Source organism: Caballeronia sp. LZ029 (genome assembly GCF_031451275.1).
GTDB classification, from domain to species: Bacteria; Pseudomonadota; Gammaproteobacteria; order Burkholderiales; family Burkholderiaceae; genus Caballeronia; species Caballeronia jiangsuensis.
In genome coordinates, this window is record NZ_JARUXO010000001.1 from 385,574 (window position 1) to 405,366 (window position 19,793).

A 19,793-nucleotide genomic window follows, 5' to 3' on the forward strand; every position below is an offset into this window, starting at 1 on the left:
TTGCTACGCTTCGATGGCGCATCGCTGCTCACATTTCCAAGCGACTTCAGCGATGTCCGTTCTGCTGTACTCTCCCCGGTATTTTATGACACAGTAAGAATAGGAATTTGTTGCAAATTTGTAATTAGGAGTGCGTTTCAAAAAATCTAGAGGAAAGGCGGCCGTGTGCTAGTGCGGCGCAGTCGAGAGTTAAAAATAACATAGACCAAGTATGACCATTTCTCGTCAGGCACTGTTCGGTAAGCTAGGCGTCACACTTTACCGAAGCATCGAATCAGCCACCTCCTTCTGCAAGTTGCGTGGAAATCCGTATGTCGAGCTCGTGCACTGGCTGCATCAGATTCTGCAGCAGCCCGACAGCGATCTGCACCGTATCGTGCGACATGCGGGCATCGACCGCGACGCTCTCGATCGCGACTTCACGCGCGCGCTGGCTGCATTGCCCGCTGGCGCAAGTTCAATCAGCGATTTTTCCTGGCATATCGAAACGGCCATCGAGCGCGCGTGGGTTCTCGCCACGCTGAGCCACGGCGATCGCCGCGTGCGTGGCGCCTGGCTGCTGGCGGCCCTGGCGGGTAACGCAGAACTGCGCCGCGTGCTGCTGTCGATCTCTTCCGCGTTCGCCAAAATTCCGGTCGATCAGCCCGATGAACTGTTCGTCGAATGGATCGACGGCTCGCCTGAAGCTGAGGACCGCACGTACGACCATAGCGAATTCGATCCAGATTCCGCGCCTGGCGAAGCTTCCGGCGCTATGTCGGCTGCCGGCAAGAGCGCTGGCCTGGAGCAATATTGCACCGACATGACGGCGCGTGCCCGCGCGGGTGAGATCGAGCCGGTGATCGGTCGCGAGTTCGAAATCCGCACGATGATCGACGTGCTGTTGAGACGTCGGCAAAACAATCCGCTGCTGACCGGCGAAGCAGGTGTCGGCAAGACCGCTGTGGTCGAGGGGCTGGCCCAGGCGATCGCCTCCGGCAACGTGCCTCCCAGACTCGCAGATGTGCGCCTGCTCAGCCTCGATGCCGGCGCACTGCTCGCGGGCGCGAGCATGAAGGGCGAATTCGAGGCGCGTCTGAAGGGCGTGCTCGAAGCGGCGGCCAAGTCCACTGCACCAGTGATTCTGTTCATCGATGAGGTTCATACGCTGATCGGCGCGGGTGGTCAGGCAGGGACCGGCGACGCTGCCAACCTGATGAAGCCTGCGCTCGCGCGAGGCAAGGTGCGTACCGTCGGCGCGACGACCTGGGCCGAATACAAGCGACACATCGAGAAGGATCCCGCGCTCATCCGGCGCTTCCAGGTGCTCCAGGTGGGCGAGCCGTCCGAGGCGGCGGCGATCGATATGGTGCGCGGTCTCACGCAAACGTTGTCGCATCATCACGGCGTAGTTGTACGCGACAGTGCGATTCGCTCGGCGGTCACGCTGTCGCATCGCTACATTCCCGCGCGCCAGTTGCCTGACAAGGCCATCAGCCTGCTCGACACGGCCTGCGCCCGAGTCGCGCTGTCGCTGCATGCGACGCCGCGCGAGCTGGACGACGTGCGCCAGCGGCTGGCTGCGGCCCGCGCGGAGGAAAGCCTGCTCGCCCGCGAGGCGCAGTTGGGCATCGAATCCGGCAAGGTGTTGAGTCAGGTGCGCACGCGCATCGACGAACTGGCGACGCGCGAAGTCGCCGTCGAAACAGATTGGCGCAAGCAGGCCGAGGCGGCCCAGAAGCTGCTCGCCGCACGTGAAGCGGTGTCGGCGGCCGGGTCGCAACAACTCAGCGACGGGGCGGATGCGCAACCGGCGCCATCTTTGGATACGCTGCGTGCGCTCGAACGTGCGCTGGCCGAACTGCAGGGCGACAAGCCGCTGGTTTTCCCCGAGGTGGACGATGCGATCGTCGCCGAAATCGTCTCGGACTGGACCGGCATTCCGGTCGGCCGCATGATGACCGACGAACTCAGCGCTGTCCTTGCGCTGCCCGACACGCTCGAAGCTCGCGTGATCGGCCAGGGCGACGCGTTGCGCCGCATCGGCGAGCACGTGCAGACGGCTCGCGCCGGTCTCACCGATCCGAAGAAGCCACTCGGCGTGTTCCTGCTCGTCGGTCCGTCCGGCGTCGGCAAGACCGAGACCGCGCTGGCGCTTGCCGACGCTCTATATGGTGGGGAGCAGAATCTGATCACCATCAATATGAGCGAGTATCAGGAGGCGCACACCGTGTCCGGTCTCAAGGGCGCGCCGCCGGGTTATGTGGGTTACGGCGAGGGTGGGGTGCTCACCGAAGCCGTCCGTCGTCGCCCGTACTCGGTTGTCCTGCTCGATGAAATCGAAAAAGCGCATCACGACGTTCACGAGATGTTCTTCCAGGTGTTCGATAAGGGCTACATGGAGGACGGTGACGGCCGCTACATCGATTTCCGCAACACTGCGATTCTGCTGACCAGCAACGTCGGCAGTGATCTAACCTCCAGTTTGTGCGCCGATTCGTCGCTCGCCCCCGACGCGACGGCGCTGCGCGAGGCACTAACGCCCGAACTGCTCAAGGTGTTCCCGGCTGCGTTTCTTGGACGCGTGACGGTGGTCCCGTATCGCCCGCTGGCCGATGACGCGCTTGGACGCATCGTGCGTCTCCATTTGAATCGCGTGGTCAGCCGGATGGCTGAGAGCCACGGCATCGCGCTGCGCTACAGCGACGCCGTAATCGACTACGTCGTCGCGCGCTGCCTCGTGCAAGAAACCGGTGCGCGGGTGCTGATCGGTTTTATCGAGCAGCACATATTGCCGCGCCTGTCTGCACTCTGGCTCGACGGATTCGCGGCCCGGAAGAAGATTGCGCAAATCGCGATCGACGTGACCGACGCGGATGCCGTGCCGTCAAGCGCACTCGCCTTCGAGGCTGAATGCGCGCCTGCCGGCGAGCCGGACTAAGCGGCCGCTTTTTAGCAGCTTAGCCTTTTCATATACTAAGTTAGGAATACTGTTTATGACTTCAAGCAGTTCGCAGAAATTCATCGCGCGCAACCGGGCGCCCCGCGTGCAGATCGAGTATGACGTCGAAGTCTACGGCTCGGAAAAGAAGGTGGAACTGCCGTTCGTGATGGGCGTGCTCGCCGATCTGTCGGGCAAGCATCCAGTGGAACCGCTTCCGCCGGTGTCCGACCGCCGGTTTCTCGACATCGACATCGACAACTTCGACGAGCGCATGAAGGCGATTCGCCCGCGCGTCGCGTTCGCGGTGCCCAACACGCTCACCGGCGAGGGGCAGATGATGGTCGACATGACCTTCGAGAGCATGGAGGACTTTTCGCCTGCCGCGATCGCGCGCAAGGTCGAGCCGTTGCGCCAACTGCTCGAGGCGCGTACGCAACTCGCCAACCTGCAGACCTACATGGACGGGAAGTCGGGCGCGGAAGCCCTTGTCACGAAACTGCTGCAAGACCCGGCTCTGCTCAAGTCGCTGGCCGCCGCGCCGAAGCCCGAGCGTGCCGTGGGCGACGCCGCCGGCGAAGAGTAAGCGCGTAGCCCTGACGATTGAATTCAAGGATTCACACCATGAACAAGAAAGCACCAGAAGCGGCGCTCGCCCAGGCAGCGTACGCACAATCCGATTTCACCGAACTGCTTGAAAAGGAGTTCCGCCCGAAGACCGAACTGGCTCGCGAAGCCGTCGAGTTCGCGGTGCAGACCCTTGCCGCGCAAGCGCTGTCGCAGTCGATCACGATCAGCGACGACGCTTACAAGAGTATCGCGGCGATCATCGCGCAGATCGATCGCAAACTCTCGGACCAGATCAACCTGATCTTGCATCATGCGGACTTCCAGCAGTTGGAATCGGCGTGGCGCGGTCTGCATCATCTCGTGTCGAACACGGAGACCGACGAACACCTGAAGATCCGCTTCATGGATTTGTCCAAGAACGAATTGCACCGGACCATGCGGCGCTACAAGGGCATCGCGTGGGATCAGAGTCCGCTTTTCAAGCAGATCTACGAAGAGCAATACGGCCAGCTCGGCGGCGAGCCGTACGGCTGCCTGATGGCCGACTACTTCTTCGATCACACACCAACCGACGTCGATCTGCTTGGCTCGATCGCGAAAGTCGCGGCTGCGGCGCATACGCCGTTCATCGCCGGTGCGGCACCCTCCGTGCTGCAGATGGAATCGTGGCAGGAACTCGCCAACCCCCGCGACCTGACGAAGATCTTCACGCAAAACCTCGAGTACACCGCTTGGAACTCGCTGCGCAATACCGAGGACGCACGCTACATCGGCCTCGCGATGCCGCGGTTCTTGTCGCGTCTGCCATACGGCGCGAGCACCAATCCGGTCGATGAATTCGACTTCGAAGAGGAAACGGGCGGCGCGGATCACAGCCGCTATGCGTGGGCCAATGCCGCATACGCGATGGGCGTCAACATCAATCGCTCGTTCAAGAAGTACGGCTGGTGCTCGCTGATCCGTGGCGTTGAGTCGGGCGGGACGGTGGAAAACCTTCCGTGCCACACGTTCCCGACGGATGACGGCGGCGTCGACATGAAGTGCCCGACCGAGATCGCGATCTCGGACCGGCGTGAGGCCGAGTTGTCGAAGAGCGGCTTCATACCGCTGATCCACCGCAAGAACACCGATCACGCGACCTTCATCGGCGCGCAGTCGCTGCAAAAGCCCGCCGAGTATCACGACGCCGACGCGTCCGCGAATGCGGCGCTGTCCGCGCGGCTGCCGTACCTGTTCGCATGCTCGCGTTTCGCGCACTACCTGAAGTGCATCGTCCGCGACAAGATCGGCGCGTTCCGCGAGCGCGACGACATGCAACGCTGGTTGAACGAGTGGGTCATGCACTACGTCGATGCCGACCCGGTCAACTCGTCGCAGGAAACCAAAGCGCAGCGTCCGTTGGCAGCGGCCGAAGTGGTTGTCGAGGATGTCGAAGGCAACCCCGGCTACTACCAGGCCAAGTTCTTTCTGCGTCCGCATTTCCAACTCGAGGGCCTGACCGTTTCGCTCCGACTGGTGACGAAGCTGCCTTCGATCAAGGATGCGGCGTAAATCTGGAAAAGCGGTCTGACAAGTGTCCGACCTCAGAAATCGCGTCTGCGACGCGACCCTCGACCACGGGTGAGCATCATCGATGCGATCCCGTCGGTACTTTGATAACAATAAGGAGTGTTATATGGCACAGGACATTTTCCTGAAAATCGACGGCATCACCGGCGAATCGCTTGATGACAAGCACAAGGACGAGATCGAAGTCCTCAATTGGAACTGGGAGATTCGTCAGGAATCGACGATGCACTCGGGTAGCGGTGGCGGCGCTGGCAAAGCCACCGTGTCTGACCTGAAGTTCGAACACAACATCGACCGTTCGAGCCCGAACCTGATGAAGTACGCGCTGACCGGCAAGCATATCGATCAGGCGGCGCTCATCATGCGCAAGGCCGGCGGTAACCCGCTCGAGTACCTCAAGATCACGATGAGCGACGTGCTCGTTACGCGTGTCGCGCCGTCGGGCAGCCGCAACGACAGCGATCACAGCCGCGAGAGCGTTTCGCTTTCGTTCGCCAAGGTCAAGCAGGAGTACGTCGTCCAGAACGCGCAAGGCGGTTCGGGCGGCGCGGTCACGGCCGGCTTTGACATCAAGGGCAACAAGGAAGTCTGAAGTTGACTGACTAGCCTCATGGCCCGGCGGGAGTCCGCTCTCGCCGGGCGATTGCGTTCAAGTGTTTTCCAGATTCACCGGATTCCGAAAGTATTCAGCATGCGTTTGACTCTGACCATCGCAGCTCTGGCGTGCGCCCTGTGGCTTTCGGCGTGCGCCAGCAGCAGCGAGCCCAAGCCGAAAGAGCCGACCCGGCTCGAGCTCAACGTCGCCGCGCAGAGCGACGTCAATCTCGACGAAAAGGGTCGCGCCGCGCCGATCGTCGTGCGCATCTACGAGCTCAAGAGCGATGGCGTATTCAACAGCGCTGATTTCTTTTCCTTGCAGACGCAAGACAAGACTTTGCTCGCGAACGATCTTGTGAAGCGCGACGAGTTCGAGATGCGCCCCGGCGACAAGAAGCAGATCTTGCGGCGCGGTGATCCCGAGACGACGGCGATCGGCGTGATCGCTGCCTACCGCGATTTGCCCAATGCGGTGTGGCGCGAAACCTTTGCGCTGTCGCCGGCGCCCGACGCCGCCTGGTATCGCTTCACGCCTAAAGTGAAGTTGACGATCACGGTGGGCTCCAAGGCGGTCAGGATCACCGACGCCGCGAAGCCCGAAAGTAAATAAATCGCGTACAAGAATCACTTAGCGGACGAGATCATGAGTTGGTATGCAAAGGTCACCTGGCAGGAAGGACTGTTCTTCCGGCCACAGTTGTTCCAGCAGCAGGAGCGCTACTTCGAGAAGTACGCGCATATGCGTGCGACGCCGCTGTCGCCGTTTTTCTTCGGTTTCACACACTATCGCCTCGATCCGGAGTCGCTCGCGCTCGGCAAGGTCATTCTGCAATCGGCGACCGGCGTGTTCGCAGACGGCACGCCGTTCGACGCCCCCGGCAACACTCCGCTTCCCGTGCCCTTGACGGTCCGCCACGAGCATCTCGGACAGGTGATTTTCCTGGCTGTGCCTGTGCGGCTGCCGAACTGCGAGGAAACCACATTCGACGCCTCTCCCGAGTCGCTGGCGCGCTATCAGGTTTTCGACACCGAACTGCGCGACACGAATTCGGTCGGCCTCGCGCCGGAATTGGTCCAACTGTCCAGCCTGCGTTTGCGCCTAGTGCCGGAAAAGGAGATGGGGGAAGCGTGGATCGGTCTGCCGCTCACTCGCGTGACGGCCATTCGCGCAGACGGGAGCCTCGAACTCGATACCACGCTCGTTCCGACCGTCACTGGATTCGGCGCGAGCGAGCTCCTGATGAGCTGGCTGTTCAAGGTTCAGGACCTCGCGCGCATGCGTGCCGACGCGCTCGCCAGCCGCCTTGCCGGCAGCGTCAACAGCACGGCCAGCGCCGCGACGGTCAGCGACTATCTGCTGTTGCAGATCCTCAACTGCTACGAGCCGCAACTGAAGCATCTGTTGCTCGTGCCTTCCACCTCGCCCGCCGACATCTACCAATTGTTGCTCGGCATGGCGGGCGAACTGTCGACACATCTGCGGCCTGGAACACGGCGGCCGCTGACGGTTCCGTCGTACACGCACGGCGAGCCGCATACCTGTCTGAGGCCGCTCGTCGATGAGATCCACGACATGCTCAATCAGGTGCTGGTGCGCAGCGCCCAAAAGATCATGCTGGTCGAGCAGGGACACGGTTTGAGCAACGCTGTGATCGATCCAGCGGAGATGCGCGACTTCACTGCCGTGGTGCTGGCCGTCAATGCGGCCATGCCGCCGGACGTGCTGCAGCAGCGCTTCCAGACGCAGGCCAAGGCCGGTCCGTCCGAAAAGCTGCAGGATCTCGTGCGCAGCCATCTGCCCGGCATCGGCTTGCAGGCGATGCCGGTCGCGCCCCGCCAGATCCCCTACAACGCGGGCTACCTGTATTTCGAACTCACGCAGAACGGCCCGCTTTGGGAAGAAGTGGCGCGCTTCGGCGGGCTCGCGCTGCACGTCGCCGGCGACTTCCCGCAACTCGACCTGCAGCTGTGGGGCGTGCGCGGATAGGGAGATCTCTCATGACTCGACACGTCATTGTTGTTGGCGACACGCTCGCGCCGCACGGCGGGCAAGTCATCGCCGGTTCCCCGGTGGATTTGATCGACGGCCGCGCGATGACTCGCGTCGGCGATCCCGTCCGCTGCGAGGAGCACGGCGCGAATGTGATCGCGGAGGGCGAAGCATCGTTTCTGTGCGCGGATGTTCCAGTCGCGCTCGAGGGACATCGCGCGCAGTGCGGCTGCACGCTCGTCAGTCTCCAGCCCACTCTGTCCGTTTCGTAATCAGGCCGTGACGGGGCGGTCGCCATGCCGCCGACGCCCCGTCATGGCGATTCGCACCAAGTTCTAACGCTATGAGTCAACCCACCAATCCCGACTACCCGTCGGACGCCACCGTGGCGTACGCGGACGAACCGTATCCGTCGAGCGTTGCCTCGAACGCGCCGCCGGCCGATGCGGTTTCGCTTCGCGACCGGCTGATCGCGGTCAAGGAGGCGCGCAACCCGCTGCTCGAGGCTGCGCGTCCACTGCTGCGAGCGCTCGCCGACATGCCGAAGCATCTCCAGGCCGGCGCAGGGCTGCGCCTGCGCGAGTTGCTCGAGCAGGAAGTCAGGAGCTTCAGGCGACTCTGCGAGCAGTCGAACATCAGGCGCGATCACATGATCGGCGCGAGCTATTGCCTGTGCACCGCGCTCGACGAAAGCGTCGGGCAAACGAGTTGGGGGCATGCGACCGATGCGGCGGCAGACTGGATCCGCAAAGGACTGGCTTCGACTTTCCACGAAGACACCAAGGGCGGCGACAAGACCTACCTGCTGATCGGCCGTTTGCTGAGCGACACGCAAGAGCACCGCGATCTGCTCGAAGTGATCTATCGGATTCTGAGTCTCGGCTTCATCGGACGTTATCGATATGACAGCGATGGCACGCGCAAGCACGACGCCGTGCGTCAGCGTCTCTATACCGAGATCACGGCTGGCCGCGACGCCCTGCCGATGTCCCTGTCTCCGCACTGGCAATCGGACGCGCGGCGCAAGCGCATGTCGCTATACGACTTTCCCGTGTGGCTCACCTGCATTCTGCTGGCGGCGTGCCTTCTCGGCTTGTTCGGCGTCTACAAGTACCAGCTGATGACTCGCGGCGCGGAGGTCCAGAAGCAGATCGCGGATATCGGCCACCTGACGCCGCCGCCTGCGCCAGCCATGCTGCACTTGAGGGAACTTCTCAGGAATGAGATTGCCGCAGGCACGGTCAGCGTGGATGAAGACGCGGGCCACAGCGCGGTGACCTTCCGGGGCGACGAAATGTTCCAGCCGGGCGGCGCGGCGGTCAAGACGACGATGAGCGGGCTGATTGCAAAAATCGCCGGTGAGATTGTCAAGGTGCCTGGGAAGGTGACCGTCCTTGGCTACACCGACAACGTACCGATCCGCAGTCGCGCGTTCGCCTCGAACCAGATGCTGTCGGAGGAGCGAGCGGCGCAGGTCATGCAGATGCTGCAATCCGCCGGCGTGGCGGCAAACCGCCTCACGGCTGAGGGCAAGGGCGAAGCGGATCCGATTGGCGATAACCGTACCGCACAAGGTCGTGCGCAGAACCGCCGTGTTGCGATCGTCGTCACGCCCTGACGGCGAGACGGATCGAACTCCGAGAAATTAAATGAAGAAGTTCCTGTCGTTCCTGGTCTCGCGCCAGTTCCTCGCTTTCGTGGCGCTCATGATCGTCGCGCTCGTCGTATGGTTCGTGGGACCATCGTTTTCGTTTGGCGAGATTCGTCCTCTGACCGGCATCGGCATGCGCGTGATCGTCATCGCGCTGATGTTGGCCGGCATGCTGTTCTGGCTCGCCGGTTGGTGGCTCAGCGTCGTCGTCGCGACCGCGCTGTGCCTGTTGATCTGGAATGCGTCGTCGCTGATCGCCTTCGGGCAGAACGCGCCGTTCGAGCCAGCGGCCACGCGCGTGGCGACGATTGCGGTCGTGCTGCTGCTATTCATCGTGTATTGGGGCTTCCGCATCACGCAGCGGATGCACGAAGACGCCGCGTTCCTGAAGAAGGTCATGCAGTTTGGCCGCGCGAAAGAGGAGTCGCCGGCCGCAGGCCGTCTGAAGCGGCTCGAGCCCATCGTGTCGGGTGCCATTGCCCGTCTCAAGTCGATGCGTACCGGCGCGCGCGGCATCGGCAGACTCTTTCAGGGTCAGCGCTATCTGTACGAGCTGCCGTGGTACATCACGCTCGGCTCGAACGGTTCGGGAAAATCGAGCGCCCTGTTGAACGGTGGCCTGACGTTTCCGGTGGCTGAACAGATGCAACGCGCCGCCGGCGAAGTGAACGGCGAGGCCGCCTCTGTCGACTGGTGGTTGACCAACGACGCCGTGCTGATCGACACGATCGGCTATTACACGCGACATGGCACGTCGCCGGGCAGCAGGATGGCCTCCGCTTTGACCGCGGCCGCCGACACCGCGGCCGTGCGGGATCCTGGAGCGGAGGGGCGACTGCCGGACGCAGCGGCTCAGGCGAGCGAGCCCGCGCCGCCGATGGTCGCAACCATCGATCCCCAAGCGCTCGATCGCGCGGAATGGTTGGGCTTTCTCGGCATGCTGCGCCGCCATCGTCCGCGCGCGCCAATCAATGGAGCATTGTTGAGCGTCGATCTCGAAACGCTGCTCAGTGGCGACGAGCACGCTCGCATTGCCGAAGCGGCGGCCTTGCGCGGCCGGCTCAACGAACTGCGTCAGGAATTGGGCATCCGCTTCCCGGTGTATCTGATCGTGACCAAGCTGGACCGACTGACGGGCTTCTCCGAGTACTTCAGTTCGCTGACCTCCGAAGGCCGGGCCCAGGCCTGGGGCTTCACGCTGCCCTATGCGAAGGAAACCATCGCGAAAGAGGGATTACACGCGCGTTGTCAAAGCGAATTGAATCTGCTTACGGATCGCCTGGCCGCCGCGATCGACACTCGTTTGCAGGACGAACACGATGTCACTCGGCGTCGCCGTCTGTCCGCGCTGCCTGAGGAGTTCGAGGCGCTCACGCATCGGCTGATCGACCTGCTCGATCGTGTCTTTCTCGATTCCCGCTATGACGACACGCAACTGCATTCGACCTTGCGCGGCGTCTACTTCACGAGCGCGCAGCAGCGCGGCGTCGAACTGGTGGCCGATCGACGCACGGTGACGCAACGTCTGTTCGCCTCACTGGCGGATCAGCCCGCTGGTGTTTCGCTGCCCGAGACACATCAGAGCTACTTCCTGCAGGGCCTCCTCAACCAGGTGGTGTTTCCGGAGGCGCATCTGGTCAGTTCGAATCTGCGCTGGGAGTACCGCTATCGACTGTTGCGGCTGATCGGTCACACGCTCGCGCTGGTTATGTTCGCGTGGCTGGCGACGGGAATGTACGTCAGCTTCGGCCACAACGACCGCTATCTGGCCGTGATGGAGGGTAAGGTCCACGCGTTGGCCGCGCGCGTCACCGCGCTTTACAAGGATCCGAAGCCCGATGCCGTGCCCGACGCGCTGACCGAAGCGCGCTACCTGCCGACCTACTCCGGGCTGGACTTGTCCGATCCCGAAAGCGCGTGGCGTTACGGCTTGTATACGCCAGGCGCCATCGTCGACGAAAGCCGCGTGACGTACAGGGCGTTGGAGGACAACCTGCTGTTACCGCAGATCGTGCGACGCATCGAAGCCGTGATTGCGCAGGGTATCGCGGGGCAGGACTCCAGAATGACCTACGACGCGCTGCGCGTGTACCTGATGCTGCAAGACAGGTCGCGCTTTGACGCTGCCACGGTCAAGGCCTGGGTGCTGGATGACTGGGCGAAGAACGATAGCGCGGCGGCTTTTGGCGGGCGTGCATCGATGATCGACCACGTGCAGCAATTGTTCTCGGGCGAGCGCGTAGTGCAGTCCCCGCTCATCCGCAACGATGCCCTGATCCAGCAGGCGCGCGCTTTTCTCGATGGCAGCAACGCCACGGAGCGTCTCTATCAGCGCGCCAAGGAAGCGATGATGAAGGAGGCACCCGACGAGTTCACGCTGCTGCGCGCGGTCGGGCCGCAGGCCGGCACGGTCTTCACGCGGGCGAGCGGAGCGCCGCTCTCGCGCGGCGTTCCGGGCCTCTATACGTACGACGGCTACCGCAACCTGTTCGACAAGCGTCTGTCGGAGTTCGTCCAGATCGCTCGCGACAACGATGCGTGGGTGATGGGCCGCTCCTATCTGGACGACGCTCAAAAAAAAACTGTTGACCTGATCCGTTCCGCCGCCGGCGCGGACGACGCGCTGACCGACGCTGTGCGCCGTCAGTATCTGCTCGAATATGCTCAACAGTGGGATGCGTTCCTCGGCGACATCCGCACGGTCAGCGGCACGAGCCTCGCGTTCGACCTGCAGGTGCTGCGCGGCTTTGCCGCGCCGGATTCGCCGCTCGCACGACTGGTGCGCGCGGCCACACGGGAGACTACGCTTACCCAGAGCCAGGCCGCACCGGATGGTTCGCTGCTCCAGAAGGCCACGAGCCAGATCACCACGAAGGCAGACAAAACGCTCGGCATTCGAGCCTCGGAGCGGGTTGAGCGTGAACTCGTCGACAGCCATTTCGCCGCCCTGCGCGAAGTGGCGACCGGCAACTCGGACTCACAGCCCGGGGCTCAACCCACCGCTGGCGCCCAAACCGACAAGACCGGGCTGGACGGCGTCACCGCGCTGCTCAACGATTACTACACCGCGCTGACGATCTCCGACAACGCGATCGCCAACAACAGCATGCCGCCGGCGAGTGACGCGGGCGCCAAACTGAAGATGACGGCCAACACGATGCCCGCGCCGCTGCGCGCAGTGCTGCTGCAGCTCGCGGCCAATGGTTCGCGCGAAGTGAATCGAGGCATCGGACAGTTGCTGTCGCGTCAGTTGCAGGCCGTCGTCGGCGACACGTGCCGGCTGGTCATCGAAGGCAACTTTCCGTTTTCGCCGACCAGTACGCGCGATGTCGGTATCGACGATTTCACACGTATGTTCGCACAGGGCGGTGTCATCGATGACTTCTTCAACAAGACCCTCGCGCCCTTTGTCGATACGTCGGCCAATCCGTGGCGCTATCGCACGCTGCCTGGTGCGACCGAGCCGGTGCAGGGGCCTGACCTGGTGCCGTTTCAGAAGGCCAAGGTGATCCGGGACGTGTTCTTCAATGACCCAGCCAAGAAGCAGATGGCGTGGAAGGCTGACATCCGCATCATCGAGCTCGATCCGAATGTGATGAGCCTTTCGCTGGACATCGATGGCCAAACGATGCTGTATCAGCATGGCCCGGTCACGCCGTTCACCGTGAATTGGCCGGGGCCGCGCGGCGGCGCACATGTCGAACTGACCGCGAATCCCCGCATCAAGCCAGACACGTCGACCATTGCCGTTGATGGGCCGTGGGCGCTGATGCGTCTGATCCAGAAAGGCCAGATAACGGAAACCGCGAGCGCTGGACATACGCGCGCGGCCTTCGCCCTCGACGGGCGCAAGGCAGTGCTCGATATCCAGAGCGCGGGCAGCGTTCCCAATCCGCTTACGAGCGATGCACTGAAATCGTTTCAATGTCCGAGTTCGATGGCGACCTTCTTGAGTTTGCCTGACAGCGGCCCGCCGCCGGGCCTGCCGGCCGCTCCGGCGCATGCAGGTTAAACGCGAGTTGATTTACGCGTGACGCGCACCTCGGTGCGCGCGAACGCATAAGGGGAATTGAATGAACATCATGCAACAAGAACGCGTCGTCGAGATATCCGGCGCGGCACTTCCGCAATGGGCCGGGCAGTCTGTGTTGTCCGTGACTTCGCTCGACGGGCGCGAGAAGCTCGGCAAGCTCTACGCTTATACCGTTGCGCTCAAGACGCATCATGCGTCGGCGCTTCCCGTCTACAAAGCGCGCGCGCTAGTCGATGCCAGCAAGCTGGTCGGCACCGAACTCTCGCTATCCATCGCTTTCGAGGGCAAGGGCGAGTTCGTCCCGGGCCTGCCCGGCAATCTCGGGCAAGGCAATGTGGGCGCGGGTACGCGCGTCGTTACTGGACTAATCACGCAGTTCGCGCTCACCGGAGAGGACGACAAGCACACTTACTATCAGGCCACTGTGAGGCCGTGGTTTTGGCTTGCTACACGCAATCGCGAAAACCGCATCTTCCAGAACAAGAGCGTAGTCGAGATCACGCAGGCCGTGCTCGATACCAAGCTATATCCATTCCAGTATGAGTTGCGGCTCGCAGCGCCGGGCCTGCACGGAAAGTACCCGAAGCGCGACTATGTACGGCAGATGTGGGAATCCGATTTCCATTTTTTGACGCGGCTGTGGCGCGAGTGGGGCGTGTACTTTTTCATGGACGACTCGACGCTCGTGTTGTGCGATTCGCCAGGCGGGCATCGGCCGCACGAGAACATGTACGACTCGATTCGCTATCAGCCGCCGATCGGCGCGCGCATCGACGAAGAGCATATCCATCGACTGAAGGTGTCCCATGCGATAACCGCCGGCGCGGTGACGCTGACCGATTACGATCCGACGCTCTCGCGCGCGAAGCTCACCGATAAGGTCGAACGCGAAAGCTTCGCGTCATTCGACGACGCCGAGCATTACGGTTGGGGCGAGTTTTCGCAACCACGAGCGGGGGCGACTGGCCTGGCCGGAAAGCCGAACGATTTCGTGGGCGAAGCGCACTATCTGGCCGGCGTACGCGCCGATGCGCTGCGCGCGCGGCAGCTGCGCCTGAAGGGGCGAGGCAATCTGCGCGGCCTGGCGGTCGGCCATACGTTCTTTCTGACCGATCATCCGGACAAGGCGGTCAATGCCGAATATCTGGTGAGCGGGATCGATCTGCATATCCGCAACAACGGCGAGACGAGCGGGGAAGCGTCTTACGAGTGCCGTTGCGACTTCGCGTTGCAGTCGGCGAATGCGTTCTTCAAGAATCAGCCGAGGAACAAGCCGCAATGCGGCGCGGAAACGGCCGTGGTGGTCGGCCCGGATGAGCAGCCGATGTGGGTCGACGGCTATGCGCGCGTGAAGATTCAGTTCATCTGGGATCGCGTTGGCCGGAAGGACGAGCAGTCGAGTTGCTGGGTGCGGGTGTCGTCGCCCTGGCAAGGGAGCAACTACGGGTTCATCGCGCTGCCCCGCATCGGGCAGGAAGTAACAGTCAGCTACCACGAAGGCGACCCGGATAAGCCGTTTATCGCGGATCGGCAGGTGAATGATTTCAATCAGCCGCCGTGGCAATTACCTAAGAATCAGGCGTTGAGCGGACTGCGCAGCCGCAGTCTGGAAGGTAGTCAGTCGAATCAGATAGTGATGGATGACACGCCGGGGAAACTGCAGGTGCAGGTCGCGAGCGATTACGCGAACTCGCGGTTGGTGCTCGGCTATAACACTCGGATCGAGGGGGATACGGGGAGGAGAGAGGGGCGGGGGGAGGGATGGGAACTGGCGACCGATTCCTGGGGTGTGGCGCGGGCGAACAAGGGGATGTTGATAACGACGGAGGCGCGCGACGGGGCAACGGCTCCGGTGAAGACCGTGGACGAAACTGTCCAAAGGCTGGCCGCCGCGCAGCGACTGCAGGATAGTTTGGCGTCGGCCGCGAAAAGTGCCAAAGCACAGGAATATTCGGATCAGAGCGCAGTCGCAAACGGACTCGAGACCCATATCCGTGAGATCGTCGGATCGTTTTTGGAAGCATCAAGTGGCGCCCTGGCGGAGTTAGCCAACGTCGTCGGTTCGTTCGGCGACAGCGACACTTCTGCCTCTCCTTTTGATATGGCCCGTTCTGTCACCGCGGCGGAGCCGAGCACTAAGGGCGGCAAGTCTGTCTCCAAGGATGTCAGTCAGGATATCTCGTCCCTCGCTCAGAGATTCGGTTTGGGAAATGGCGAGACAAGAAAGGACTCAGCGGAAAGTGCGTTTCCCGAACTTGAAAAACCTCACTTAGTGCTCGCCAGCCGCGCAGGGACAGAATTGACGACCGCTGGAAGCACGCACATGGCTAGCTCTGCGGATACGAGCATAACGGCCGGCGAAAGCATCGGAATTGCAGCGGCAAAGTCGCTATTTGCGAGTGTGCGACAGAAGGTTTCTCTGTTTGCTCAACAACTCGGCATGAAGTTCATTGCTGCATCCGGGAAGATTGAGATTCAGGCGCAGTCAGATAATATTGAACTCATTGCGAAGAAAGTGCTGAAGTTGATCAGCACTGAGAAACGAATCGAGCTGACCGCCAAGGAAATTCTTCTAAACGGAGGATCCAGCTTCATTCGAATCAATAGTGACGGCATCTACGAAGGAACCAATGGGAAATGGGAGGTTCATTCCGCTGCCCGTCAGATGGCGGGTCCGGATAGCATTCCGTTGGAACTCCCTCACACGTCGCCGCCGTACGCTTGTGAATATAGCAATCGGCTCGACGTCTACGATCTGCATTATCAGGATGAAATGACTAGTGTGCCTTATCACGTTATCCGTAAAAATGGAGACGTGATTCTACAGGGCTATCTCGACGAACACGGGCGTACTGAGCGGATCGGTGGTGAGAAGGAAGAGGAAGTGGATGTGTTTGTTGGCGGGGAAGACTGGGTCACCGAAATCACTTCGGATGAGAGTGGGTATGCTACAGAGGGTTTTGAAGATGAGAATCAGGCTGTTTGAATTCGTTCTTTTCACCTCGCTTGCATCAGGCATGGTGCATGCAGAAGAATTTTTTTCGCCGAATCACCAAGTGAAAATCAACATCGACTGTGATCGGGATGGATTTAATTGTAAAGCCAGCTATCAGACCGGCACAAAGGCCGGAGCGCTTGATGTAGTGGGGAGCAATCTCGGTATCAAGTGGTATGGCAATACGGCCGCAGTGATTTTCAGTTGCGGATCGGTATGCAGTGGGGCTCAATTGGTGGATGAAACGGGGGTGATCGGAAATTACTCGGATTTGCTATCGTTTGACGAGTCAAATAAGTGCGTCGCTTATATGCAAGACTGGAATATTATCCGCTTTGATATCGCGGGCAAAAAAATACGAGATGTCGACGTGAAAACATTCAAACCTAGACCGATGAGAACAGCCACTTTTATGACGCTCGTCGAAGCCGCCAAGTTCGAAAAAGGTGATTTTTTCATTGGATATCGCGATGAGCGTCAGGAAGCGCAGCGAATCGTAATCAAGAACGCTTGCTCGGATAAATAAGAATGAGTTACACGGAAGATTTTAAATTGATCGCTGCCACGATTTATGGTGAAGCCGGCGGTCAGAGCGTGGCCAGTCAAAGAGCTATTGCCAATTGCATCATGAATCGGGTTAGATACAAAGAATGGAAAAAACTTGAATCTGCAGCTTCAGTTGTTATGAGAAGCGGATTTGATGCGTACAGCCAAAAGACGGTCCTTTACCAGCGGGCTTTTGCAGAAATGACCACGGGAAAGATCACGACGCCGAGGTTGCAAATTCTCGTCGACGCGATAAAGCCAATTATCGATGGGACTGAAATAGACGGCTGCGGAAATATTGTTCTTTATTACAGCCCAAAAGCCCAGGCAGCGCTGCACGCAAAGTTCCCGACGATGTATAGGGTGCAGCCGAAATGGAATTTTGACGCTTTGGAGCAGGTCCAAGTTGCTGGCACGGATGTCGACGACTTTGCATGGTACCGCTATAAGGGTACCAGTGCGCGTCTAAGGGTTGTTGATCAGATGAGGCAGCCTGTAAAGCACCTTGAATACAAGGTTACCAACAAGAATCAGAAGATCATCGTTCAAGGAAAAACTGGCGCGGATGGACATCACGGAGTCACGATAGAGGAACATGTCAAACACGGCGATCCGGTCACCCTGTACGTAAAAAACGTTAGGCAAGAATGGCAGGGGGTGAAGGATTTCCTATTCGATTCCGATGCGTTTTTTATCTCATTGACCAGTCCCAAGACAAAATATTCAGTCACACTCAAAAAGAAATCAGACCGTGAGGGGAGCTACGTTCGCGGCTCGTACACGATAAAGAGGGGAGACACGCTCGGCAGCATCGCCAAGCGATTTCACACGACTGTCGACTGGCTGGCTAGTCGGAACAAGATACACGATGTAGATAACATCAGAATGGGCCACACATTGATTGTGCCGCCAGTACAGCACCGCGAGACCGCGCATTCCGCGGGGGTGAGCACTGCCCACGTCAACGTTGGCGGGGATGATTCTGGAGCAAGTGGGTCCGCTGCAAAGGCTTCGTCCGCTAAGTCAAGGCCCGAAAGCAATAGCATCTCGAAGCCAGCAGACGTCGAAGTTGCGAATCCGTCAGCGACGAGCTCACCGGACCGTTCGGACGCATCTAACACCAACCCGTCGTCTGGCGCAACGTCAGATGCCGCAAATCAAGCCTCATCGAATGTTCGCAAGCCTAGGTCGGAGAAAGATGCAAAAGCTCCGATCGCCATAGCTTTTCCAAACCCAACGCCAGGACCGGTGTCAATCGCTGGCTACAGCAAAGATAATGGTAGTCCTCAGACGCTAATCCAAGGAGCGAGGTGTGATAATCAAAATGGTTGTCTGAAGAAAGGTGATCGAGGAAAGCTTATAGAGGAAATCAACATCCGATTAGCTGGCTTTGGAGGCGCGATACCTTCGGATGAATTCACGAGTTTAACCGAGGCCGCTGTAAAGCAGTTTCAGAAGGACTACATGGGTGTTCCGTCGACAGGGCGTATATGTGGCAATACGATTATCGCCCTAGATAAGTTCAGGGCTCAAAGTCGCGAGACTATCGATGCGGTGTTCGGAAAAATCGTCTGCCGATGCAGAAAATGCAACGGCTTTGGTAATGGTGCGCATCACAATGATCCGTATACTAGAAGTCTGGGATCTGATCGCGAAGAGTATCCAGGAATTCATCGTTCGCTAATCTGGATGATGAAATCGATGTACTTTTATTTGGAAAAGGAACGGGAGCTGGGATATTCGTTCGATAGAATATCAAGTGGTTATCGATGTCACGAGGATAACAAAATACATAAGAGAGCAACGACGAATCACATGGGAAAAGCGCTCGATTTGCTTTTTCGCAAAGGAGGGGAGAGGGTGGTCAGGTCTCGAGTGATTCAAGAGATACGAGACAAGATTTTCATCAAGCATCTGGGAGCCCACATGGGCTGGAACAATCTAAACCAGATGGGGATGGAGTCCGCCGTACAGGGTGCGAAAAGTTGGGTTCACGTTGATGTTCGACAGTACGAGCAGAAATATAAGGATCATCGGTTTTTTGTGCAGTCTTCGGTAGCTGCTCACGGAGATACGTTGTTTGATATGGCTAGAAAGGACGGCAGAATTCTTCTGTGCTCCTGTATCGGTATTAATCAGTAAGCTTGGATTTTTTTCAATGAAACTTAAAGCAATAATTTTTAGTTTTATATTTTTATGTTTCGGTCTCTCGAAGATTGTATGTGCCAGCGAGGCCTTGAACAAAATTCCATTGCCTTACGATTATGAAGTCGAATGGAAATGCATAAATACCACGATACCGCAAAAAACATGCGATCAATTTTCCTATTATGTCTTGGATGGTATCAAAGATGGACTTCACGAAACGTTGCTTCGTGTGGCGAAAGCGCTGAAGCTTGGCCCGTTTCCGGAGGACACGTCGTATGCATTTCTCGGAGACCTAGGGTCAACGCGGGTCTTAGTCGCTCAAGATTTTTCGGATAATGTGGCGACATACGCTGTTTTTACTCTAATCAACGACCGACTTGTCGATCATCGGGTTATCGGGGTGGGTGATATGGAAGCTGGTTCCGTGACACGCGATTTCGTAATCGACAAGAGCTATCGAGTCTTCGTTTATTCGAGGAAACCAAACTCGGGTATCAAATCACCGCGCAAACTGGTTGGTAAGTATCAGATTCAACCTGACGGCAAGATAGCAGTGCTGAATTAATCTTCGTTTTCCGCGTCAATCGCTATAAGTCGGAGATTTGCTGTTGAATTCGGGTGATCTGAACAGCTTCTGGCTACCCCTACGGTGGCTGACGCCCCTTCAGCGTTCGTCCCGCCATCAAACCTAGTCAGGCGGAACGATGGCGACACTCCAAGGTCAGCTGACTCGCGCGGCCACCGGTTATCCGATGGCCGAACGACGGCATTGTC

At 59.5% G+C, this 19,793-nt stretch carries 13 protein-coding genes; all 13 read left to right on the top strand.

The genetic code is table 11. The features are described from left to right. The first annotated feature begins 211 nt into the window (after positions 1 to 211). Entirely contained in the window at positions 212 to 2,920 is a 2,709-nt protein-coding gene (gene tssH / locus QCE73_RS01870; RefSeq protein ID WP_309879547.1) for a type VI secretion system ATPase TssH, read from the top strand. Between the two features lie 55 nt (positions 2,921 to 2,975). Next, positions 2,976 to 3,506 (top strand): type VI secretion system contractile sheath small subunit, encoded by a 531-nt coding sequence (tssB, locus tag QCE73_RS01875; RefSeq protein WP_309879548.1) that lies wholly within the window; start codon positions 2,976 to 2,978, stop codon positions 3,504 to 3,506. Positions 3,507 to 3,544: 38 nt separating this feature from the next. Next, positions 3,545 to 5,041: a type VI secretion system contractile sheath large subunit gene (tssC, locus tag QCE73_RS01880; protein WP_309879550.1), complete on the top strand. Its 1,497-nt coding sequence runs from the start codon at positions 3,545 to 3,547 to the stop codon at positions 5,039 to 5,041. A gap of 124 nt (positions 5,042 to 5,165) precedes the next feature. Next, positions 5,166 to 5,651, top strand: coding sequence for a type VI secretion system tube protein Hcp (locus QCE73_RS01885; RefSeq protein ID WP_309879551.1), 486 nt, complete (start codon positions 5,166 to 5,168; stop codon positions 5,649 to 5,651). Positions 5,652 to 5,750: 99 nt separating this feature from the next. Then, positions 5,751 to 6,266, top strand: a complete 516-nt coding sequence (tssJ, locus tag QCE73_RS01890) for a type VI secretion system lipoprotein TssJ (protein ID WP_309879552.1) — start codon at positions 5,751 to 5,753, stop codon at positions 6,264 to 6,266. Positions 6,267 to 6,299: 33 nt separating this feature from the next. Next, the gene (gene tssK, locus QCE73_RS01895) at positions 6,300 to 7,643 is read left to right on the top strand and encodes a type VI secretion system baseplate subunit TssK (RefSeq protein ID WP_309879554.1); all 1,344 of its coding nucleotides are present in this window, start codon (positions 6,300 to 6,302) and stop codon (positions 7,641 to 7,643) included. Positions 7,644 to 7,654: 11 nt separating this feature from the next. Then, positions 7,655 to 7,918: a PAAR domain-containing protein gene (locus tag QCE73_RS01900; protein WP_309879555.1), complete on the top strand. Its 264-nt coding sequence runs from the start codon at positions 7,655 to 7,657 to the stop codon at positions 7,916 to 7,918. Positions 7,919 to 7,989: 71 nt separating this feature from the next. Next, a complete protein-coding gene (gene tssL, locus QCE73_RS01905; protein WP_309879556.1) occupies positions 7,990 to 9,264 on the top strand; it encodes a type VI secretion system protein TssL, long form in 1,275 nt (424 codons plus the stop codon). A gap of 31 nt (positions 9,265 to 9,295) precedes the next feature. Beyond that, positions 9,296 to 13,309 carry a type VI secretion system membrane subunit TssM gene (gene tssM, locus QCE73_RS01910; RefSeq protein ID WP_309879557.1) on the top strand — a complete coding sequence of 1,338 codons (4,014 nt, stop codon included), beginning with the start codon at positions 9,296 to 9,298 and terminating at the stop codon, positions 13,307 to 13,309. Between the two features lie 61 nt (positions 13,310 to 13,370). Then, positions 13,371 to 16,316 (top strand): type VI secretion system tip protein TssI/VgrG, encoded by a 2,946-nt coding sequence (locus QCE73_RS01915; RefSeq protein WP_309879558.1) that lies wholly within the window; start codon positions 13,371 to 13,373, stop codon positions 16,314 to 16,316. After that, a complete protein-coding gene (locus QCE73_RS01920; RefSeq protein ID WP_309879560.1) occupies positions 16,297 to 16,851 on the top strand; it encodes a hypothetical protein in 555 nt (184 codons plus the stop codon). Before QCE73_RS01915 ends, QCE73_RS01920 begins: the two co-directional genes overlap by 20 nt. 2 nt (positions 16,852 to 16,853) lie before the next feature. Next, positions 16,854 to 19,013 (top strand): LysM peptidoglycan-binding domain-containing protein, encoded by a 2,160-nt coding sequence (locus QCE73_RS01925; RefSeq protein ID WP_309879561.1) that lies wholly within the window; start codon positions 16,854 to 16,856, stop codon positions 19,011 to 19,013. Positions 19,014 to 19,029: 16 nt separating this feature from the next. Continuing rightward, positions 19,030 to 19,584 carry a hypothetical protein gene (locus QCE73_RS01930; RefSeq protein ID WP_309879562.1) on the top strand — a complete coding sequence of 185 codons (555 nt, stop codon included), beginning with the start codon at positions 19,030 to 19,032 and terminating at the stop codon, positions 19,582 to 19,584. The last annotated feature ends 209 nt before the right edge of the window (positions 19,585 to 19,793 follow it).